The organism is Lacisediminihabitans profunda (genome assembly GCF_008040105.1).
GTDB classification, from domain to species: domain Bacteria; phylum Actinomycetota; class Actinomycetes; order Actinomycetales; family Microbacteriaceae; genus Lacisediminihabitans; species Lacisediminihabitans profunda.
Map to the genome: position 1 here is coordinate 441,126 of NZ_VRMG01000008.1, position 20,607 is coordinate 461,732.

23 protein-coding genes are annotated in these 20,607 nt (G+C 71.4%); 11 read left to right on the forward strand and 12 right to left on the reverse strand.

Annotated features, from left to right (window positions below; genetic code table 11):
• The first annotated feature begins 83 nt into the window (after positions 1-83).
• The 4 genes from allB to FVP33_RS13030 all read left to right on the forward strand — a co-directional run bounded on the left by allB (position 84) and on the right by FVP33_RS13030 (position 3,253).
• Positions 84-1,430, forward strand: a complete 1,347-nt coding sequence (gene allB / locus FVP33_RS13015; RefSeq protein ID WP_147784081.1) for an allantoinase AllB — start codon at positions 84-86, stop codon at positions 1,428-1,430.
• Positions 1,431-1,487: 57 nt separating this feature from the next.
• On the forward strand, positions 1,488-2,381 hold the full coding sequence (gene pucL / locus FVP33_RS13020) for a factor-independent urate hydroxylase (protein ID WP_147784082.1): 894 nt from the start codon (positions 1,488-1,490) through the stop codon (positions 2,379-2,381).
• Positions 2,378-2,857, forward strand: a complete 480-nt coding sequence (locus tag FVP33_RS13025) for a nucleoside deaminase (RefSeq protein WP_147784083.1) — start codon at positions 2,378-2,380, stop codon at positions 2,855-2,857. The genes pucL and FVP33_RS13025 overlap by 4 nt, the downstream gene beginning before the upstream one ends.
• A gap of 63 nt (positions 2,858-2,920) precedes the next feature.
• Positions 2,921-3,253, forward strand: a complete 333-nt coding sequence (locus FVP33_RS13030; protein WP_147784084.1) for a cupin domain-containing protein — start codon at positions 2,921-2,923, stop codon at positions 3,251-3,253.
• A 6-nt stretch (positions 3,254-3,259) separates the two neighbouring features.
• Here FVP33_RS13030 and uraH read toward each other — a convergent pair whose 3' ends face one another.
• Entirely contained in the window at positions 3,260-3,586 is a 327-nt protein-coding gene (uraH, locus tag FVP33_RS13035) for a hydroxyisourate hydrolase (protein ID WP_147784085.1), read from the reverse strand.
• Positions 3,583-4,074 carry a 2-oxo-4-hydroxy-4-carboxy-5-ureidoimidazoline decarboxylase gene (gene uraD / locus FVP33_RS13040; RefSeq protein ID WP_147784086.1) on the reverse strand — a complete coding sequence of 164 codons (492 nt, stop codon included), beginning with the start codon at positions 4,072-4,074 and terminating at the stop codon, positions 3,583-3,585. Before uraD ends, uraH begins: the two co-directional genes overlap by 4 nt.
• A 19-nt stretch (positions 4,075-4,093) precedes the next feature.
• On the opposite strand from uraD, the gene FVP33_RS13045 reads away from it, so the two are divergent.
• Positions 4,094-4,666, forward strand: coding sequence for a nucleotidyltransferase family protein (locus FVP33_RS13045; protein ID WP_147784087.1), 573 nt, complete (start codon positions 4,094-4,096; stop codon positions 4,664-4,666).
• A 6-nt stretch (positions 4,667-4,672) separates the two neighbouring features.
• On the opposite strand, the gene FVP33_RS13050 is transcribed toward FVP33_RS13045, so the two are convergent.
• The 4 genes from FVP33_RS13050 to FVP33_RS13065 all read right to left on the reverse strand — a co-directional run bounded on the left by FVP33_RS13050 (position 4,673) and on the right by FVP33_RS13065 (position 9,174).
• The gene (locus tag FVP33_RS13050; protein WP_147784088.1) at positions 4,673-5,491 is read right to left on the reverse strand and encodes a MurR/RpiR family transcriptional regulator; all 819 of its coding nucleotides are present in this window, start codon (positions 5,489-5,491) and stop codon (positions 4,673-4,675) included.
• Positions 5,488-6,726, reverse strand: coding sequence for an allantoate amidohydrolase (locus FVP33_RS13055; protein ID WP_147784089.1), 1,239 nt, complete (start codon positions 6,724-6,726; stop codon positions 5,488-5,490). Before FVP33_RS13055 ends, FVP33_RS13050 begins: the two co-directional genes overlap by 4 nt.
• Positions 6,723-7,940 (reverse strand): pyridoxal-phosphate-dependent aminotransferase family protein, encoded by a 1,218-nt coding sequence (locus FVP33_RS13060; protein WP_425460950.1) that lies wholly within the window; start codon positions 7,938-7,940, stop codon positions 6,723-6,725. The genes FVP33_RS13055 and FVP33_RS13060 overlap by 4 nt, the downstream gene beginning before the upstream one ends.
• Positions 7,941-8,346: 406 nt before the next feature.
• The gene (locus FVP33_RS13065; RefSeq protein WP_147784090.1) at positions 8,347-9,174 is read right to left on the reverse strand and encodes an oxidoreductase; all 828 of its coding nucleotides are present in this window, start codon (positions 9,172-9,174) and stop codon (positions 8,347-8,349) included.
• A 123-nt stretch (positions 9,175-9,297) separates the two neighbouring features.
• On the opposite strand from FVP33_RS13065, the gene FVP33_RS13070 reads away from it, so the two are divergent.
• Complete coding sequence (locus FVP33_RS13070; RefSeq protein WP_147784091.1) at positions 9,298-9,882, forward strand: TetR/AcrR family transcriptional regulator; 585 nt, start codon at positions 9,298-9,300, stop codon at positions 9,880-9,882.
• Between the two features lie 55 nt (positions 9,883-9,937).
• Positions 9,938-10,366, forward strand: coding sequence for a YybH family protein (locus FVP33_RS13075; protein ID WP_147784092.1), 429 nt, complete (start codon positions 9,938-9,940; stop codon positions 10,364-10,366).
• 417 nt (positions 10,367-10,783) lie between these two features.
• Here FVP33_RS13075 and FVP33_RS13080 read toward each other — a convergent pair whose 3' ends face one another.
• Genes FVP33_RS13080 through FVP33_RS13105 form a run of 6 tightly spaced genes read right to left on the reverse strand, consistent with a single transcriptional unit; the run spans position 10,784 to position 16,544 of the window.
• The gene (locus FVP33_RS13080) at positions 10,784-12,358 is read right to left on the reverse strand and encodes an AtzH-like domain-containing protein (RefSeq protein ID WP_147784093.1); all 1,575 of its coding nucleotides are present in this window, start codon (positions 12,356-12,358) and stop codon (positions 10,784-10,786) included.
• Complete coding sequence (locus FVP33_RS13085; RefSeq protein ID WP_147784094.1) at positions 12,351-13,424, reverse strand: acetamidase/formamidase family protein; 1,074 nt, start codon at positions 13,422-13,424, stop codon at positions 12,351-12,353. The genes FVP33_RS13080 and FVP33_RS13085 overlap by 8 nt, the downstream gene beginning before the upstream one ends.
• A 44-nt stretch (positions 13,425-13,468) precedes the next feature.
• On the reverse strand, positions 13,469-14,533 hold the full coding sequence (locus FVP33_RS13090) for a sulfate/molybdate ABC transporter ATP-binding protein (RefSeq protein ID WP_147784095.1): 1,065 nt from the start codon (positions 14,531-14,533) through the stop codon (positions 13,469-13,471).
• Entirely contained in the window at positions 14,530-15,357 is an 828-nt protein-coding gene (locus FVP33_RS13095; RefSeq protein ID WP_187270707.1) for an ABC transporter permease, read from the reverse strand. The genes FVP33_RS13090 and FVP33_RS13095 overlap by 4 nt, the downstream gene beginning before the upstream one ends.
• A complete protein-coding gene (gene modA, locus FVP33_RS13100) occupies positions 15,344-16,138 on the reverse strand; it encodes a molybdate ABC transporter substrate-binding protein (protein WP_147784096.1) in 795 nt (264 codons plus the stop codon). Before modA ends, FVP33_RS13095 begins: the two co-directional genes overlap by 14 nt.
• 1 nt (position 16,139) lies before the next feature.
• The gene (locus FVP33_RS13105) at positions 16,140-16,544 is read right to left on the reverse strand and encodes a TOBE domain-containing protein (protein ID WP_147784097.1); all 405 of its coding nucleotides are present in this window, start codon (positions 16,542-16,544) and stop codon (positions 16,140-16,142) included.
• Between the two features lie 69 nt (positions 16,545-16,613).
• Here FVP33_RS13105 and FVP33_RS13110 point away from each other — a divergent pair, with 69 nt between their 5' ends.
• From FVP33_RS13110 to FVP33_RS13125, 4 genes are read left to right on the forward strand one after another with little or no spacing between them, the layout of a single operon-like run.
• A complete protein-coding gene (locus tag FVP33_RS13110; RefSeq protein WP_147784098.1) occupies positions 16,614-17,723 on the forward strand; it encodes a ThiF family adenylyltransferase in 1,110 nt (369 codons plus the stop codon).
• Between the two features lie 2 nt (positions 17,724-17,725).
• Positions 17,726-18,931, forward strand: a complete 1,206-nt coding sequence (locus tag FVP33_RS13115) for a molybdopterin molybdotransferase MoeA (RefSeq protein WP_147784099.1) — start codon at positions 17,726-17,728, stop codon at positions 18,929-18,931.
• Entirely contained in the window at positions 18,928-19,908 is a 981-nt protein-coding gene (moaCB, locus tag FVP33_RS13120) for a bifunctional molybdenum cofactor biosynthesis protein MoaC/MoaB (protein WP_147784100.1), read from the forward strand. Before FVP33_RS13115 ends, moaCB begins: the two co-directional genes overlap by 4 nt.
• Positions 19,901-20,314, forward strand: coding sequence for a molybdenum cofactor biosynthesis protein MoaE (locus FVP33_RS13125; protein WP_147784101.1), 414 nt, complete (start codon positions 19,901-19,903; stop codon positions 20,312-20,314). Before moaCB ends, FVP33_RS13125 begins: the two co-directional genes overlap by 8 nt.
• The last annotated feature ends 293 nt before the right edge of the window (positions 20,315-20,607 follow it).

The following is a 20,607-nucleotide window of genomic DNA, read 5'->3' on the forward strand; positions in this document are numbered from 1 at the left end:
GTTCTCGACGCAAGGCTAACGAGGGAACGGTTCGTGAACGTGGGTTGAACCGACGGGGCGCCCGAGTCCGGGATAATGAAACGATGCCCCCGGCACGCCGATTCGACCTCGTCCTGAGGGCCGCCTCCGTGCTCGTCGACGGGCGGTTCCGCCCCGCGGACATCGGCGTCTCGGGAGGCCGGATCACCGCGATCAGCGCGTCTCCGCTCGAGGGCATGGACGTCATCGCCCTCGCCGACGACGAGGTGCTCATCCCCGGACTCGTCGACTCGCACGTGCACGTCAACGAACCGGGGCGCACCGAATGGGAGGGCTTCGCCTCGGCGACCAGGGCCGCGGCCGCCGGCGGCGTCACGACGATCATCGACATGCCGCTCAACAGCATCCCGGCCACCGTCACGGTCGAGGCGCTCGCGACCAAGCGGGCCTCGGCCGCGTCGCAGGCGATGGTGGACGTCGGCTTCTGGGGCGGCGCCGTGCCGCAGAACCTCGGAACCCTCGAGCGCCTGCACCACGCCGGCGTGTTCGGCTTCAAGGCCTTCCTCGCCCCCTCGGGCGTCGACGAGTTCGAGCACCTCGACGCCGCCCAGCTCGAGACAGCCCTCGAGGAGATCGCGGAGTTCGGCGGCCTGCTGATCGTGCACGCCGAGGACCCGGCCGTGCTCGACGCGCACGCGAACTCGGGAGGGGTCGGCTACGGCCGGTTCGTCGACTCCCGGCCGGACGAGGCGGAGACCACGGCGATCGAGCGGGTGATCGCCGGGGTGCGGCGCACCGGCGCCCGCGCGCACATCCTGCACCTCTCCTCCGCGCTGGCCCTTCCCGCCCTGCGCGCCGCCCGGGCCGACGGCCTGCCGATCACGGTGGAGACCTGCCCGCACTACCTGACGTTCGCTGCCGAGCGGATCCCGGATGCCGCCACGCAGTTCAAGTGCTGCCCGCCCATCCGGTCCGACGCCAACCGCGACGCGCTCTGGCAGGCCCTGCTCGACGGCGACATCGACATCGTCGTCACCGACCACAGCCCCAGCACCGCGGCGCTCAAGTTCGCCCACGGCGGCGACTTCGGTCTCGCCTGGGGCGGCATCGCCGGCCTCCAGGTCGGGCTCGCGGCGGTCTGGACCGAGGCGCACGCGCGCGGCATCCCGCTCGAGCGCGTGCTCGGCTGGATGTCGACCGGCCCGGCGGATCTCGTCGGCCTGCCCGGCAAGGGCCGGATCGCCGTGGGGGCGGCCGCCGACCTCGTCGCCTTCGCGCCGGACGAGGCCTTCACGGTGCACACCGAGGCCCTTCAACACCGGAACCCGGTGAGCGCGTACGACGGCGCGATCCTGCACGGCGTCGTCCGGCGCACCTGGCTCGCCGGCAACCCGGTGTCCACGGCTCCGGACGCCACGCCCCACGGACGCCTGATCGCGGCCGGCCGATGAACCCCGGCCGGCACGCCGGGGAAACATCGCCGTCACATTGATTTGGCACAATCGGGCATGGCAATAATCCTGGGCGACCACCAGTACGGAAAGGCCGAATCGCGGCTCGTTCGCATCCACCGCGACAAGCCTCGGCACGAGATCCGCGACCTCAATGTGACGACGGCGCTGCGCGGCCCGTTCGACCCGGCCTGCCTCGTCGGCGACCAGTCCGACGTGCTGCCGACCGACACGCAGAAGAACACCGCGTACGCCTTCGCCCGGTCGAAGGGAGTCTCTTCGCTGGAGCACTTCGGCCTGGACCTGGCCCGGCACTTCGTGACCGACATCGGGCCGGTGGAGGGCGCCCGCATCGAGATCGAGGAGTACGCCTGGCAGCGCGCGATCGTGGACGGCGTCGAGCACGACCACACCTGGACCCGCAGCGGGCAGGAGGTGCGCACGGCGGCGGTCACCGTCGATGCGACCGGGGAGTATGTGATCGGCGGGTTCAAGGACCTGGTGCTGCTGAAATCCACCGGCTCCGAGTTCGCCGGCTTCCTCACCAACGAGTACACGACCCTGCCGGAGACCCACGACCGCGTGATGGCGACCTCCCTCGTGGCCAAGTGGCGGTTCACCAGCACCGAGGTGGCGTGGGACGAGGTGTACGCGGGAGTCAAGGCGATCATGATCAGGGAGTTCGCCGTGCTGCAGTCGCTCGCGCTCCAGCAGACGCTCTGGCACATGGGCAAGGCCGTGCTCGAGGCGTTCCCCTCGATCGCCGAGGTGCGGCTGACCGCGCCCAACAAGCACCACTTCGTGGTCGACCTCTCCCCCTTCGGACTCGAGAACCCCGGCGAGGTCTTCTTCGCCGCCGACCGGCCGTACGGGCTCATCGAGGCGACGGTGTTGCGCGACGATGCACCGGATGCGCACGAGGCCTGGCGAGCATCCGCGGGTCTCGCATGACCGCGGCGCCGACCGACGCCGCGTGGCTGGCCCGCACGATCGAGCTCGCCACCGAGAACGTGGCGAACGGCGGCGGTCCGTTCGGTGCCGTGATCGTGAAGGACGGCGCTGTGCTGGCCGAGGGCCAGAATCGGGTGACCGCCACCCTCGATCCGACCGCCCACGCGGAGGTGGTGGCCATCCGCGCCGCGTGCCTCGCCGTCGGTGACTTCTCGCTCGCCGGCGCCACGCTCTACACCTCCTGCGAACCGTGCCCGCTCTGCCTCGCGGCCGCGCTCTGGGCTCGCATCGACCGGGTCGTGTTTGCCGCCGACCGCCACGACGCGGCGCGCGGTGGATTCGACGACCTCGAGTTCTACGAGCTGTTCAGCCGGGACCGGTCAGACTGGCCGATGCCGGTCGTCGCCGTGCGCCCCGACAACGCTCCTGAGCCTTTCGACGCGTGGCTCGCCCAGGACGGCCGCACCGACTACTGAGCCGCGGGAGGAGCACACTGGGAACATGACGTTCCGGCGTCACCCGGAGAAGGGAGCGACCAGATGCAGAAATCTTCACTCATTGCCCTCGCGAGGCACGAACTGGCGCAGGCCGTCGACGCCTCGAGCGGGCGAAGCTCGAGCACCGTGTTCGGCGGGCACGAGCATCAGCTCCGTCAGACGCTCGTCGCCCTGCGGGCGGGCGAGAGCCTCGCCGAGCATGAGAACCCGGGAGAGGCGACCCTGCAGGTGCTCATCGGCCGAGTGCTGCTGCGCTCCGGGGAGGTCTCCTGGAACGGGTCGGTCGGCGACCTGATGATCATGCCGGACGGGCGACACGCGGTGGATGCCGTCGAAGACTCCGTCATGCTCCTCACGGTGGTGAAGAGACGGTGACCGAGGTCAGCTGCCGCGGTAGGTCGAGTAACCGAACGGGCTGAGCAGCAGCGGAACGTGATAGTGAGCCGACGCATCCGCGAGGTCGAAGTCGATCGTCACGCGCGGGTAGAACGTGGGCGTGGTCGTGGCGGCGAAGTAGGCCGCCGTGTCGAAGACGAGACGGTACCGGCCGACCGGGAGGGCATCCGGTCCGAGCTCCCCAGCCCGTCCGTCGGCGCCGGTCACCGCGCAGCCGAGCGGGCTGCCGCCCTCGCTCTCGAGGGATACGGCCACCCCCGACGCCGGTCGGCCGAGCGCCGCGTCGAGAACGTGAGTGGTGACGTGGCTCACGGGAGCTCACGCCCATAGATCTTCTCCAGCCGGATGAGGGCGATCTCCCGAAGCTGCTCCCCCACGATCTCGAGCTCCGTGCTGTTGGGCAGTTCGAGGCGCCGCTCGAGTTCTTCGAGAATCTCGGCGCGCGTGCGTCCGGCCGCGCGAATGATGAAGACCCGCCCGAACCGATCCTCGTATGCCCGGTTGCCGGCGGCGATCGCCGCGGCGAGCTCGTTCTCGTCGTCGCCCAGGGCGGCCTGTTCACTGCGGCTGAAGGCCTGGGCGGCGCCCTCGCCCTCTGGCTTCTCGCCGATGCGCGGATGATGCGCGATGGCCTCGTCGATCTCGACCGGGCTCAGCGGCGTGGCCGCGTCGTAGGCCACGGCGAGCAGCTGGGCGACGTCGTCGAAGGGGGCCTCGCGCACGACATCGTCGATCCAGCGCTGAACGGAGAGGCAGGCAGCGAGACTCTCGCGGAGTTCATTCAGGGGGATTTCCATCATGGTCTGCCTAACATTACCCATGGCCGAGACCGCAGTGCCCGAAGTCGCCGGTGTCATCCTCGCCGCGGGCGCCGGCACGCGCATCGGCAGCCCCAAGGCGTTGCTGCGCACCGCAGACGGCGAGCCGTGGCTCGCCCGGGCGGCCACCCTGCTGCGTGCGGCCGGCTGCGATCCCGTGATCGCGGTCCTCGGCGCCCGCGCGGCCGAGGCGGCGCCCCTCGCGCCCTCCTGGGTCGAGGTGGCCGTGGCCGATCGCTGGGCGGACGGCATGGCCGAATCGCTGCGCGTGGGACTTGCCGCCGCCGCGGAGACGGGCGCCGTGGCCGCGCTCATCACCCTCGTGGACCTGCCGGACCTGCCGCTCGTCGTCGCCCTCCGGGTGCTCGCTGACGGGGCGGGGCCCTCGACGCTGCGCCAGGCCGTCTTCGACGGCAGGCCGGGCCATCCGGTGCTCATCGGGCGAGCGCACTGGGCCGCGGTGGGCGCCGAGCTCAGGGGCGACCGGGGCGCGCGCTCCTACCTCGTGGCGCACGACGTGACCGAGGTGGAGTGCGGCGACCTCTTCGACGGCCGCGACATCGACCGGGCCTGACCTCCCTCACGCCCCTTCGAGCTCGCCGAGCCGATCGTAGGCCGCGCCGATCCCGGCGATCCGGTCGCGTCCCTCGCGCGGCCGAGCAGCGAGCACCGCCGCCGACAACACACTCACCAGGCTCGCCGCCGCCGCGTAGCTGTCGAAGGCCGAAACGCTGTCGACCGGGCATTCGAGGAGGTGATCGACCTCGGAGGCGAATCGGCGGCCGGTGGAGTCCGTGAGCAGCACCGAGCGGGCCGGCCCTGACAACACCGCCGCGACGAGCCGGGCGAACGCCTCGGGCCGGCGGCGGAACCCCACGAGGACCACAACGTCGTCCGGCGCCAGGGAGACGAGTTCCTCGCCCAGGGACTGGCCGGGCAGCGGCGCGAGCTCCACCCTATCGCGCGCCTGAGCGAGCTGCTGACGCAGGTGCAGCGCCACCGGGTAGCTGTTGCGGAGGCCGATCACGAGCACTCGCGTGGCCGCCGCGATGAGGGCCGCCGCCGGCTCGAGCTGCGGCGAGGCGAGCGCCGAGCGCAGGTTGGCCAGCTCCCGGTCGAGGTGAGCGGTGAAGCTCAGCGGGGCGTCCGGCGCGATCGGTGTGCCAGCCGCCCGCAGGCCGCGCACGTGGTCCCGCAGCTCCTCGGCACTGCCGAACCCGAGTCGGCGGTAGAGCCGGCTGATGGTGGCCTTCGACACCCCGCTGAGGCGCGCGACCTCGGTGGCGTTGTAGAAGGCGAGGTCGGCGAGATGGTCGCGCAGGAAGTCGGCGGCGCGCCGCTCCTGCGGGGACAGCTCGTCGTAGCCCCGCTCGATTCGGGCGAGGAGTCCCGGCGTCACGCCCGGGCCGCCCGAGCGAGAACGGCCGCCTGCAGCGCGTCCACGGCCAACGCGACATCCTCGAGCAGCACCGACTCGTCGGCGTGGTGGCTGATGCCTCCCCGGCAGCGCACGAAGAGCATGCCGACCTCCGTGACGGCGGCGATAGCCATCGCGTCGTGACCGGCGATGCTGTGCAGCTCGAGGGGGTCGGCGTCACCCGTCCAACGGATTCCGGCGCGGATCGCCTCGCGCAACTCGGCGGCGCACTGAACGGCCGGGGCCGTGTGGGCCTCGGCGACGGCGACGCCCAGGCCGCGGTCGGCGGCGATGCGCTCGATCTCGGCCAGGATGGCGAGCCAGGTGAGGTCCCGGCCCTCGGCCGACTCGTCGCGCAGGTCGAGGCTGAACTCGGCGGTGCCCGGAATCACGTTCACCGCATCCGGCTGCACGGAGATGTGCCCGACGGTGGCCGGGCTGCCATTCTCGCGGGCGATGCGCTCGATGGCGAGGATCGCCTCGCTCGCCCCGAGCAGAGCGTCGTGGCGGAGGATCCACGGGGTTGCGCAGTGCCGGGCCTCGCCGGTGAGGGTCACGAGCAGCCGGCGCGCGGCCGCGATCGAGGTGACGACGCCGAGGGCTCGCCCGGCGTCCTCGAGCAGCGGCCCCTGCTCGATGTGCGCCTCGAGGTAGCCGACCAGGGAGGCCGGGTCGCGGGCCGCGTCCCCGAGGCGGTCCGGATCGAGGCCGAACGCGGTCGCCGCGTCGCCGAGGCTGATGCCATCCTTGTCCACGAGCCCAGTCCATTCCGGGCGCCAGGTTCCGGCGAGGGCGCGGGAGCCGAGCAGGGTGGCGCCGAAGCGCGTGCCCTCCTCGTCGCCGAACGCCACGATCTCCAGGGCGAACGGCAACTCGCCGGCCGGCACACGCGAGACGACGGCGATCGCCGCGAGCACACCGAGGATGCCGTCGTAGCGCCCGGCGCCCGGCACGGTGTCGAGGTGGGAGCCGAGCAGCAGCGCGGGGAGTCCGGGGCTCGAGCCCTCGAGCCGGCCGCAGAGGTTTCCCGCCGCATCCTGCCAGGGGGCGAGACCGGCCTCGCGCATCCACTCGGCCGCGAGTTCGTTGACGGCCCGATGCTCCGGGGAGAGGTAGACGCGTTCGATGCCGGTCTGACTGGAGCTGTGCGTCGCGAGCGCGTCGCAGCGGTCGAGGATGACCTGGGCCGTCGCGAGCTGGGCGGTGGTGAGCGTCATCGCTCGCCGTAGAAGTCGATTGCCGCTCCGACGCCGCCGCCGGCCGTCACGGGCACGCCGCCGCGGCGCAGCACCTGCTCGAGCGCCGCGAGGGTGGTGAGCACCGTGTCCCGGCGCGCGTTGTAGCCCATGGTTCCGATGCGCCAGACCCGCCCGTGCAGCGGCCCGAACGAGGTGCCGATCTCGATGCCGTAGTCGGCGAGCAGGGCGGCCCGGGCGGCGTCACCGTCGATGCCGGCTGGGATCTCCACCCCGACCACGTTGTTCATCCGCACGCCCTGGTCGCCGAAGAGCTCGAGCCCGAGGCCCACCAGCCCGGCGACCATCGCGGAGCCGTGCAGCCGATGGCGCTCCACCGCCTCGGGCATCCCCTCCTCCACGAGCAGCCGGGCGCACTCGCGGGCGCCGTAGAGCATCGTCGTCGCCTCGGTGTGGTGATTGAGCCGCTTGGGCCCCCAGTAGTCGAGGATCATCGCGAGGTCGAAGTAGTTGGAGCGGATCGGGCTCGCGCTCACGGCGTCGCCGACCGAGCGGATGCCCGCCTCGATGCTCTTGCGCGCGTTCACCACCCCGACCGCGCGCTCCGAGAGGGTTATCGGGGCGCTGCCCGACGGCCCGGCGAGGCACTTCTGCAGCCCGGCCGTGGCGACGTCGATGCCCCAGGCGTCCACCTCGAAGAGGTTGCCGCCGAGGGATGCTGTGGCATCCGTGTACAGGAGCGCGCCGTGCTTGTCGCAGAGGGCCCCGAGCTCGTCGAGCGGCTGGGCGAGAGTCGTCGACGTGTCTCCGTGCACGATCGCGACGAGCTTCGGCCTCGTCTCGACGATCGCCCGCTCGATCTCGGCCGGGGTGAACACGGTGCCCCACTCCCGTTCGACCACGTGCACCTCCGCCCCGCACCTCTCGGCGATCTCGCGCAGCAGGTGCCCGAATCGCCCGAAGACGGGAACGAGCACCCGGTCGCCCGGCTCGATGAGGGAGACGAGGGCGGCCTCGATGCCGGCGCGGGAGGTGCCGTCGACGACGAGGGTGGCGGCGTTCGCGGTGCGGAAGACTCCCCGGTAGAGCTCCATCGTCTCGTTCATATACGCGGTCATCGCCGGGTCGTACTGCCCGACGAGTTGCGCGGACATGGCGCGCAGCACGCGCGGGTCGGCGTTGATCGGGCCCGGCCCCATGAGCAGGCGCTGCGGGGGGTTGATCTGGTGCGACACTGTGGGCCCTTCCGCAACGTGAGTCAGCTGTTTCAGATCCTGATTCTACGGAACGGATGTTTCAGCCGGATTTCGAAAAGCGCGCTCAGCAGTGCGGTCCGCGGTACTCCCCCGGCGACGATCCGCACGCCCGCGAGAAGTGCGGCCAGTATGTTGATCTGTCGCGCCATTCGGCCGTGCCGCCCTACCCCTCGGCTCCATGACCCTTGAGCTTGAGCGCCCTGCTCCCGGCGCCCCACTCCCTCTGGGGTCCGCGCGTTCCGGCGTTCCGGCGTCCGCGTTCCCCGTTCCGGGGAACCGGCCGCCATGAGGTGCCCGTTTTTGTCGCAGAGAGTGTGGCCGAAGCGACAAAAGTAGGCACCTCACGGGAGCCGCCGAGGTGCGGGCCGGGTTTCGAAAAGCGCGCTCAGTCGCTCGCGAGGGTGCGCGCGATGAAGCGGTCGAACCCCCGGTCGCCGAGCACCCGCCGGAGCAGGATGATGGGTGCCGCGCCGCCACCGACCGCGTACCGGGTGCGCGGTCTCCTGCTCTGCACCGCCCGGCCGATGGCCTTCGCCACGACGATCGGATCCGATGCGAGCCGACCGTCGTTGGCCGTGCGGAACGTGCGGACAATCCCCCTCGCCTGTTCGTTGTAGACGGTCCCGGCCGAGATCGCCTCGAGGCCGTCGGCGGAGATCGCGGCCCACTCGCTGCGGATGATTCCCGGCTCGATGATCACCACCTTGATGCCGAACGGGGCCACCTCCACCCGGAGGCTGTCGCTGAGTCCCTCGACCGCGAACTTGGTGGCGTGGTACCAGCTCCCGAGCGGCTCCCAGATCTTTCCGCCCATCGAGGAGATGTTCACGATGTAGCCGTCCTTCTGCGCCCGCATGTGCGGCAGCACGAGCTGGGTGAGCCTGGCCAACCCGAAGACGTTCACGTCGAACTGGCGACGGGCCTCGGCCATCGGAACGTCCTCCAGCGCGCCGTACGAGCCGTAGCCGGCGTTGTTGACGAGCACGTCGATGCGGCCGGCCTCGGCGACGATCTCGTTCACCAGCGCGACCATCGAGGCGTCGACCGTCACATCCACGGCCACGGGGCGGATGCCCAGCGCGGCGAGCCCGCTCATCCGCTCGGTGCGCCTCGCCGCCGCGTAGACGATGTAGCCGAGTTCGTTCAGGTGGCGGGCGCTGACCTCGCCGATTCCCGACGATGCTCCGGTGACGAGAGCGACTTTCCTGGCCATGTGGTGTCCTTTTGTGGGGAGGGAGGGGACCGGACGGGTAGGTAACTATCCGGATTATTACCTACCCTGACACAGCCCGGCCGGTTCGTCAATATCTGGTTGGTTACCTTATAGGATGAGGGCATGCCGCCCGACGCCACCGAGACCAAACGCCGAATTCTCGCCGCCGCCCACGCCGAGTTCGCCGAGTACGGGCTGGCCGGCGCCCGGGTGGACCGCATCGCGGAGAGCGCCAGCGCCAACAAGCGCTCGATCTACGTGCATTTCGGGCCCAAGGAGACGCTGTTCGACATCGTGATCGAGCAGACCATCGCCCAGCTCGAGGTCGAGGTGCCGTTCACCGCCGACGACCTCCCCGGCTACGGCGGCAGGCTCTTCGACTTCATCGTCGCCCACCCGCTGCTCGGCCGCCTGTCGGTGTGGGCCCAGCTCGAGCGCGCCGAGGCGACTACCGTCGAGACCGCCGCCTACGCCGCGAAGGTGGCCGCGCTCGCGGCGCTCGGGGACGCCGGCGCCGTCGATACCCTCGCGCTCGTCCTCGGCCTCGTCACCTCCTGGTTCATGGCCAGCCCCGCGCTGCGCGCGGCCGCGAGCGACGGCCCATGGTCGGTCACTCGACTGCGCGAGCACCGTGCGGCGCTGACCGCCGCGATCGCCGCGCTGCCGTCGGGTGCGGCGCGGTCCGGACACCGCTCGGCGGCCGACTGACCGCGGACTACGCGACGTTTCCTCGCGACGGTCGGCGTCGGAGTATGGTGTCGGCATGAGCATCGAGGACACCCCGGTCGGCCGCACCCTGGCCGCCTACGCCGCCGCGGTCAACGCCAAAGACGTCGACGCGTTCGCCGCGCTCTACGACGACGACGTGCACATCTTCGATTCGTGGGGGCAGTGGCAGTACTCCGGAATCGACGAATGGCGCGCGATGGCCACCGGCTGGTTCGAGTCGCTCGGCGACGAGACGGTCGAGGTCGGCTTCGCCGATCTCCGGTCGACGATCGGGGACGACGTGGCCTTCGGGCACGCGGCAGTGACCTTCACGGGGATCTCCGCGACCGGCGAACGTCAGCGTGCCATGACCAACCGTCTGAGCATCGGTCTGCAGAGGAAGGACGGCGCCTGGAGGGTCGTGCACGAGCACACCTCGCTGCCGATCGACCTGGAGAGCGGTTCGGCGATCTTCTCCCGCTAGTTGTGCCGCCTAGTTGTGCCGCCCGCGTCGGTCGGGCCGCGTTCTGCAGGACGGGCTCCGGTGGCGTGGGTGCCTGCCCCACAGACTCTGGTTATGCAGGACAGCTTGTGCAGGACAGTTCATGCAGGACACGGCAGGGGTGGCACCCCGAAGGGTCCCGGTCTGCAGGACGCGCCCGTCGGTTCTGCACCGATCGTCCTCGCTATCCGCCCGAGGCGTCTTGCACAACCCGTCCTGCCGTCCTGCACAACCCGTCCTGCACAACTGGAGTCTGCGGGGTCGGGCCCCGTGGAAGGCGGAGCCGTCCTGCACAACGCGTCCTGCATAACTGGTGTCTGCGGAGCGGGCACCCGTGCACGGCGGAGCCGTCCTGCACAACGCGTGCCAGGGGCAAGCGCGTGCCGCACAGTGGCGGGGCTAGCCGAGGCTGAGCGCGAGCGCGACCCCCACGTCGATCAGCGACAGGTCGCTGTGCAGCGGGCCGACCAGACCGAGTCCCACCGGCGCGGCCGACGAGGTCGGCGAGCCGACCGTGAGCACGGGAACGCTGAGCGCCGGGCGCCCGGCGAGACCCGCGATGCAGGTGAGGCGGAGCGTGCTCGACCTGGCCTGCTCGAGTTCCCCGGCATCCGCGTCCACGAGCGGGGCGGCGGATGACGCGGACGGCAGCAGCAGAATCCGGTCGCCGAGCACGGAGTCGATGCGCTCCCGCGCGAGCCCGAGGGCCTGGCGGGCGAACTCCTCGGTCTCGGCGTCGATCGACTTCGCGAAGGCGAATCGCTCGGCGACGTCGTCGCCGAGCGCGCCGGGGTGCGCCTCGATCCACGCGCCGTGGGTGTGCCAGGCCTCAGCGGCCTGCACCGTGCGGAAGATCTCGAGCAGGTCGTCGGAGTCCGGCAACTCGATCGACAGGATGTCGTCGGTGAAGTCGGCGGCGGCGAGTGCGGCAAGCGCTGCCTCGAAGGCCGTGCGCACCCCCTCGTCCGCGACGGCGGTCAGACTCGGGGCCACCGCGAAGCGCGACTCGGCCGAGACCCGCTGCGCCCCGGCGAGGGAGGCCGAGGCGGCGGCCCGCAGCGTCGCGCCGTCCCGGGTGAGCCAGCCGACCGTGTCGAAGGTTGGCGACAGCCCGAGCAGGCCGTCCCGGCTCACCGAGCCGTGGGTGCTGCGCAGGCCCCAGAGGCCCTGGTAGGAGGCGGGAACCCGGATCGAGCCGCCCGTGTCCGTGCCGAGGCCGATCGACGACTGGCCGTTCGACACCGCGGTCGCCGGGCCGCTCGACGATCCGCCGGGGATCGCTCCGACCACCGCAGGGTTCTGCGGGGCGCCGTAGTGGGCGTTGAGTCCGGAGAGGCTGTAGGCGAATTCATCGGTGCGGGCGATGCCCTGCACGCTCGCCCCGGCGGCCAGGAGTGCGGTCACGGCGGTGGCATTGCTGACGACACGCGGGCTCTCGGCCAGGTAGTGGGGCACGCCGGCGCCCACGGGGAAGCCGACGACGTCGAAGAGGTCCTTGACGGCCACCCGGTGGCCCGAGAGCGGACCGGATGCCGCACCCTCGACGAGCGGGTCGCCGACGATCCGCCAGGTGCTGGCCGCGATGGCCGGCGCGGGCACGCTGACCTGGGCCGCCTGGATGAGCCACTCGTCATTCAGGCGCGTCCACAACTGGGTCTGCTGGCCGCGACCGCCGTCGGCCGGGGCCGTGACGGCCACGACGAGGGCGGCGTCGTCGCCGACCGGCAGCACGCGCACCTCGAGGATGTCCCGTTTCGGCGCCGCCGGCCGACCGCGGCGGAAGGCGGCGATCGCGTCGTGCCCGACGAGCAGGCCGCCGGCGTCGCCGCGAAGGGTGTCAGGACCGGGGGCGAAGAGCGCGTCGAGAGCGTCGACGTCGTTTTCGGTGAGGGCTCGCTCGTAGTCCCAGAAGGCGTCGAGCAGACCGCTGGGCTCCTCGGCGTCGCTGGGGATGGAAACTCGCACGTCAGTCATGAAAATCTCCCTTTCTGATGCGCGCGTGCGCACCCTTGACGAGATCGACCACTTGGGAAATGTTGAAGTCGGTTGCTGCACTCAGGTAGGCGTAGGCGTGGGCAGCATCCATGCCGTATCGCGCCTGCAGCAGGCCGATAGCGGCCCGCACGCAATTCTGCACCGCTTCGTCCAGATCGGGGCTTAGACCCGTCGGTATCAGCAAATCAGCCGTCTCGGCGAGCGGGCCCACCTGGCGGCCGAACTGCTCGAGCGCGTCCGCCTCGGAGAGCACATCGAACCGCAGGGTGGCCCGCAGCGACGCCTCCATGGCGGTGAGCGCCACCTCGCCGTCACCCTGCGCGAAGTGCGGGTCTCCGACGTAGGCGAGGGCCCCGGCCACCTGCACGGGCAGGTAGAGGGTGCTGCCGACGGTGAGCAGGTTGATGTCGATGTTGCCGCCGTGCGCGCCAGGCGGCACCGAGTGCGGCCGCGAGCCTCCGGCCACCGCCACGCCCATGATGCCGAGGAAGGGCGCGAGCGGAAACCTCACCGAGTGCGCCCCGCCGAGCACTCGCGGCAGGGTGCCGTGCTCGCCGTCGACCGCGGCGAACACGCTGACGGTGCCGGCGTCGAGAGGGTACTCGCCGGGCAGGGCCCCCCGGCCGTGCCGGTTCGACACCACGCCGTATGGCACCCGCGGCAGGGTCTCGAGCACGGTGATCGCGAGCAGGTCTCCCGGCACGGCTCCGCGCACGTGGATGGGGCCGGTCACGACGTGCGGACCGTCGATTGTCGGATCCCGCGGACGATCGGACGCGGCGAGCGCGATCGCGTCCAGGAGCACGTCCTCGCGCCGCACGCCGAAGCCCCCGAAGAATGCGACCGGATCCCGCCCCTGGTCTTCGAGCACGCCCTCGTGACTGATGGTGTCGATCGTCACCTCGGTTCCGGCATCGATGGTCAGCACCGGGCTGTCGGTCGCGCACGGAAGGCGCCCCCAGAGCACCGCCGACGGATCGGCCGGCAGGTAGGTCGCCGATCGGATCGGCCCCTGACCGGGATGAAGCGCCAGCGAGTGCTGCATTGCCCACCGTCCCTTCGAGGCCTAGAACCTGCGTGCAGCACAGACTACCGAAGGGTCGAGGGCCTCTCCGAGCCATAGAGGCTCACGTCTTCGCCGTCGAAGCCGAAAAACACCCGGTCACCCGGGGCGAGATCGAGGGCGGCCGCGCGTCCGGGCGACACGTCGGCGGAGAGAGAATCGGCGCGCACCCGGATCGAGTCGCCCCGGGGCTCGAGGTCGATGACGGTCACCGGAACGCTGTTGTCCCGGCCGGGAAGGGGCTCGAGCGACACCTCGATCGCCGAGGGCCGGATGGCCGCAGCGACCGCGGCGCCCCGGACGATCGAGGCCGCCGGGGCGACCAGTTCGCCCCAGTCGGCGGCCATCCCCCCGGCGGTTCGGGTGCCGAGAACGAGGTTCAGCCCGGCGAGCTCGGCGGTGAACGGATGACGCGGGCGTTCGAGCACCTCGCGAGTCTGGCCCGTCTCGACCACCACCCCGCGGTTCATCACCACCACGCGGTCGGCGAGGGTGAGGGCGTCGAGCACCTCGTGGGTCACCACGATCGCGGTGCGACCCTCCAGCACCCGGCGCAGCATGCGCCGGATCGTCGGCGCGACGGCGGCGTCCAGGGCGGCAAGCGGCTCGTCGAGCAGCAGCAGGTTCGGGTCGGCGGCGAGCGCCCGGGCGATGGCCACGCGCTGGGCCTGCCCGCCGGAGAGCCTGCCCGGGCGCACCGCGGCGAGATCGGAGGCCTCCACCTCGGCGAGCCAGGTTCTGGCCGTGGCCCTCGCGGCATCCGTGCCTACCCCGGCGCTCCTCGGGCCGAACGCGACGTTGTCGAGCGCCGACAGGTGGGGGAAGAGGAGAGCGTCCTGGGCGAGGAGCGAGACCCCGCGGCGGTGCGGCGGCAGCCACGCCCCTCGCGGCCCGCCGTCCAGGCGGAAGAGCGCGGTGCCGTCCCACTCGGCGTGACCGGAGTCCGGACGCAGCAGCCCGGCGATGATCTCGAGCGCCGTCGACTTGCCCGCGCCGTTCGGACCGAGGATCGCCACCGTCTCGCCCCGCGCCACGTCGAGCGTCACGTCGAATCCGCGGGCCGCGAGGCTGGCGCTGAAGGCGAGGGTCACGGCGCACCCGCCGGCCCGGGCACGGTGCGCAGGGTCAGCGCCACAACCGCGACCGACACGACGAGCAGCACGAGGGAGAGCGCGACGGCGGCGTTCGGATCGGTCTCCCGCTGCAGGTAGATCTCGAGCGGCAGGGTTCGGGTCACTCCCTGCAGGCTCCCGGCGAAGGTGAGGGTCGCCCCGAACTCGCCGAGGGCCCGAGCGAAGGAGAGCACGGCGCCGGAGAGCAGGGCCGGCAACACGAGCGGCAGGGTGATGCGGCGCAGCACCGTGGTCGGCCGCGCCCCCAGGGTGGCCGCCACGGCCTCGTAGCGGGTGCCGGCGACGCGCAGCGCCCCCTCGAGGCTCAGCACGAGGAAGGGCAGGGCCACGAAGGTCTGGGCGAGCACGACGGCGGTCGTGGAGAAGGCGATCCGGATGCCGAGCAGCTCCAGGGTGTGTCCGAGCAGCCCCTGCCTGCCGAACGCGGCGAGAAGGGCGATGCCGCCGATCACGGGCGGCAGCACGAGGGGAAGCAGAACCAGGGTGCGCACGAGTCGCTGCCCCCAAAAGGTCGTGCGGGCGAGCACGAGCGCCATCGGAACGCCGAGCACCACGCAGAGCGCCGTCGCCGCGACCGAGGTGCGCAGGCTCAGCAGCAGCGCCGCGACGGATGACTCGGAGGTCACCAGGGCGAGGAAGTTCGCCCAGTCCACCCGGGTGGCCATCGCGGCCAGGGGCAGGAGCACGAAGAGCGCGCCGACCGCCGCGACCGCCACCACCCAGCGTGGGATCGTGTCGAACCCCGGGCGGCCGAGCCGCCCGGTACCGCTAGGGCGCGCCAAAGCCGGCCGCCGCGAGCACCGACCGCCCGATCGCGCCGACCACGAACCGCACGAAGGCCGCAGACACCGCCGGCCTCGCGCTGGCCGTGAGCGCGGCGATCGGGTAGGTATTCACGGCCGTCCCGGACTCGGAGAAAGGAATCCCCTTCACCCTCGCCCCGGCGCCCTTGACGTCGGTGACGTAGACGAGGCCGGCATCCGCCTCGCCCGACGTGACCTTCCCGAGAACGTCGGTGACCGAGAGCTCCTCACTCACCGGTGTGATCGTCACGCCCGCGGCCTTCTCGACGGCGACGGTCGCCGATCCGCACGGCACCTTCGCCTGGCAGATCACGGTCTTGACCCCGGGCCTGGCCAGATCGGCGAGGGTCGCGATCGAGGCGGGGTTCGCCGGGGGCACCACGATTTCCAGCGTGTTCGTGGCGAAGTCGACGGGTTCTCCGTCGACGAGGCCCGCCGCCGTGAGCCTGGCCATGTTCCTGGCGTCGGCCGAGGCGAAGACGTCGGCCGGGGCACCGGCGGTGAGCTGGGTGACCAGCTCGGAGGAACCGGCGAAGCTCAGGTTCACCGTCGTTCCCGGGTGCTTCGCCTCGAAGCGCTTTGCGAGTTCGGTGAAGGTGCCCGTGAGCGAGGCCGCCGCGAAGACGGTGATGGATCCGCTGAGCGGCGGGGACGTGTTGGTGCTGGTGCCGGTGACGGCGGGGGCGGTGCACGCCGAGCCTCCGAGGACGAGTGCGGCAGCCACGGCCACCGCGACGACTGTGTGGAGGCGACGGCCCATGTCAGGCCATCACCGTCGGGGTCTCCACGATCACGCTGGTCGCCTTGACCACCGCGATGGCGACGCTTCCCGGCTCGAGCCCGAGTTCGCGCACCGCCTCGCTGCTGAGGAGGGAGACGACGCGGTGCGGTCCGCACTGGATCTCGACCTGCGCCATCACGGTGTCCATGGTCACCTTGGTCACCAGGCCCACGAAGCGGTTGCGCGCGGAGCGCCCGATTCCGGAGGTGTCTGCGGCGAGCACCGCGTTCTCCCGCGCCAGGGTGGCGAGGGAGAGTCCGTCGACCACGGTGCGCCCGGAGTCGTCCTTGCCGCTGGCGAGGGTGCCGGCGTCGATCCATCGGCGCACGGTGTCGTCGCTCACCGCGAGAAACTGCGCGGCGTCTTTTATCCGTATTTGAGACACAGTAGGTAGCTTATCTCCGCTTTTGCGCATTTTCATCGGCATCTCCCACCACCTGACAGAATCGGGGGTATGCAGGAATCGCTCGTGGAAACCTCGGCGACGCGCTACGCCCGGCAGATCGCCCTCCCCGGGTTCGGCCGAACGTCGCAGGAACGCCTGCGCGCCGCCCGCGTTCTGGTGATCGGTGCCGGGGGCCTCGGCAGCTCGGTGATCCCCGCCCTCGCCGCGGCCGGAGTCGGCACGATCGTGATCGTCGACGACGACACCGTCGAACTCAGCAACCTGCACCGCCAGCACATCCATGGCCTCGCGGATGTCGGATGCCCCAAGGCGCGCTCCGCGGCCGACGCGGTCGCCGGCATCGATCCCTCCGTCGCCGTCGGCGTGCACGAGGTGCGCCTCACGGCCGCGAACGCCCTCGCGCTCTTCGCCGATGTCGACCTCGTGATCGACGGCAGCGACAACTTCGCCACGAGGTATCTCGCCAACGACGCCGCGGCCATCACCGGCATCCCCCTCGTCTGGGGTGCCGTCTCCCAGTACGCCGGCCAGGCCGGGGTCGCCTGGGCCGAGAAGGGTCCGCAGTACCGCGACCTCTTTCCCAGCCCTCCGCCGCCCGGATCCGTTCTCTCCTGCGAGGCCGGCGGCGTGCTGCCCACCGTGTGCTCGGTGGTCGGGTCGATCATGGCCACCGAGGCGATCAAGATCATCACCGGAATCGGCACCCCCCTGATCGGCCGGGTGACCACGTTCGACGCCCTCACCGGCGGGTTCCGGGAGCTGGCCTACGGCCGGGATCCGAACGGCACACCCATCGACGCCCTCATCGACTACGAGCTGTTTTGCGGCACGGCGCCGACACCGGACACCATCACGGTCGCCGAACTCGCGAGCGAGCTCGAGGCGGGGGCGGCCATCACCCTGCTCGACGTGCGCGAGCAGTGGGAGGCCGACATCGCGAGCCTGCCCGGATCGCTCCTCATTCCCCTCGGATCCCTCGAGAGCGCGATCCGCGACCTACGCTCGGCCGAATCCGTCGTAATCTACTGTCACCTCGGTGCCCGATCCGCCCGAGCGCTCGAGACCCTGAAGAACAATGGCTTCACCACCGCGCGCCACCTCGACGGCGGAATCGATGCATGGTCGCGACTAATCGACCCGGATATGAGACGGTACTGATCATGAACACGCAAGAACTGCTCGCAACAACGGTCGACGAACACGCGGAACTTGTGCGCGCCCTTCTCGAGCCTGCCCTCGCCAAGCGCGGCACCGAGACCGTGCTTCTCGCGGATGCCCTCGACCGGATCACGGCCGGGGTCGTGCTCTCCCCCGTCGACCTCCCCCTCTTCCGCAACGCCCAGATGGACGGCTTCGCCGTGCTGGCCTCGGATGTTGCGACGGTGCCGGTGACCCTGCCGGTGGTCGGCGAGATCGCCGCCCGCGCCACCACGCCGGGCGCCCTCGAACCGGGGACCGTCGTGCGGATCATGACCGGAGCGGTCGTGCCGGAGGGCGCGGATGCCGTGGTGCCCCTCGAAGACACCGAGGGCGAGGGCGACTCGGTCACCGTCGCCCACTCCCGCGACGCCGGCGAGTACGTGCGCGAACGCGGAAGCGACCTCCGCGAGGGCGACGAACTGCTGCCGGCCGGCATCCGCCTCGCCCCACGACACCTCGCCGCCCTCGCCGCGGCCGGACTCTCCAGCGTCGACGTGGTCGTCCGTCCCCGCGTCGCCGTCGTCACCACGGGTGCCGAACTGGTTCGCCCGGGCCGCGAGGTCGAGCTGGGCGAGATCTACGACTCCAACCTCGTCGCCCTCTCCGCCGCGCTCCGGGTGGTGGGAGCCGAGGTGACCATCGCGACGCGCGTCGGCGACGACGTCGACGCGCTGCTCGCCGCCCTGCAGGATGCCGCGAGCACCTCCGACATCATCATCACCTCGGGCGGAATCTCCAAGGGCGAGTACGAGGTGGTGCGCGAACTTCTCGGCTTCCTGCGCGGCACCGTCGGCGAGATCGCCATGCAGCCGGGGGGACCACAGGCCACGGCGGACATCGCCGGCATCCCGGTGATCGGCTTCCCCGGCAACCCGGTGAGCACCCAGATCTCGTTCGAGGTCTTCATCGCCCCCCTCCTGCGCGAGGCCTCCCTTTTGCCGCCCGCGCAGAAGCGCACGCTCACCCTCGTCGGGGACGTGAGCTCGGTGGAGGGCAAGCGGCAGTTCCTGCGCGGTCGGGTGGTCGACGGCGACCGCGTCGAGGTCGTCGCCGGGCCTGGCTCGCACCTCGTTGCCGGGCTCGCCGCATCCGACGTGCTCATCGACGTTCCGGCCGATACGACGCAGCTGGGCGACGGCGACCCCGTCGAAACCTGGACGCTGTGAGCTCACTCAGCCACCTCGACTCCGACGGGCGCGCCCGCATGGTGGACGTCGGGGCGAAGGCGGTGACCGCGCGCACCGCGACGTCCACGGGCCGACTCATCGTGCGCCCGGATGTCGTCGCGCTCGTGCGGGCGGACGACCTGCCCAAGGCGGACGTGCTGGCGACGGCGCGCATCGCCGGCATCTCCGGGGCGAAGAAGACCAGCGAACTCATCCCACTGTGCCACCAGGTGCCGCTCTCCTCGGTGACGGTGGACTTCGAGTTCGCCTCCGACGCCATCCTGATCACGGCCACGGCGAAGACCACCGGGCAGACCGGGGTCGAGATGGAGGCGCTCACCGCCGTGGCGATCGCGGGCCTCACGCTGCACGACATGGTGAAGGCCGTCGACCCGGCGGCCGTGCTCAGCGACGTGCGGCTCGAAGACAAGACGGGCGGAAAACGCGGACACTGGACGCGCGACGGATCCGCGGTGGCCCTCCGCGGCGCCGTTCCTCTCCGGCCGGGCACGGCAGCGGTGGTCGTGGCGTCGACCGGCGGCGCCGCCGGAACCCGCGAAGACACGACCGGGCCGGTGATCGGCGCCTGGCTTGGGGCGCACGGCTACGCGGTCGACGCCGTGACCGTGGTCGCCGACGCGGACGTCGCCGCCGAACTCTCGCGGGTGCTCGCCACCGCCCCCGCCGTGATCATCACCACCGGCGGCACGGGGGCGAGCCCCACCGACCAGACGCCGGAGGCCACCAGCGCGCTTCTCGACCGGGAGCTGCCGGGAGTCGCCGAGGCCATCCGTGCCGCCGGCCTCGCCATCACGCCGACGGCGGCCCTCAGCCGCGGGCTCGCCGGCACCTCCAACGGCACGGTCATCGTCAATCTTCCCGGCTCACCCGGGGGCGTGCGCGACGGACTCTCCGTGCTCGACGGGCTGCTCGACCACCTGGTGGCGCAGATCGCCGGCGGTGGGCAGCATGGCTGAGACAGTCGCGCTCATCTCGGCCGAGCCGCTCGACGCGGCCGCGATCGAGAACTCCGTTCTCTCCGACGCGAACGGAGCGCTGGTGACCTTCCGCGGCGTCGTGCGCGACCACGACCACGGGCTCTCGGTCTCCTCGCTCGAATACCAGGCGCATCCGGATGCCGCGCGCTTCCTCGAGGACTGCTGCCGCACCGTCTCGGCGGAGACGGGCCTTCCCGTCGCGGCCGCCCACCGGGTGGGGCACCTCGCCATCGGCGACGTCGCGCTCGTCGCCGCGGTCGCCGCCCCGCACCGCGGCGAGGCCTTCGCGGCCTGCGAGCGGCTCGTGGAGCTGATCAAGGCGACGGTGCCCATCTGGAAGCGCCAGCACCTCGCCGACGGCGCCACGGAATGGGTGGGCCTCTAGCCCCGCCCGTCCCTCCCCTTCTCCCGTCCCCTTCCCTTCCCTTCCCTTCTTCCCTCTTTCGCTTCCGAAATCCATGCATTTCTCCGCGACACGCTGCCGGGTGCGAAGTTGAGCGGCGTGTTGCCTCGGATTGCATGGATTTCGGAAGGGGTGGTGCGGGCTGCGGTGACGGGGCTGGCCGCCGCGACGCGTGCATAACTCCGGCAAATTCACACCTGGGCTTGCTCCGCTATCCGCCGTTCCGGGCATCGAGTTGCTCGCTCGAGCAAACTGCAGGAGTTGTGCACAGCCAC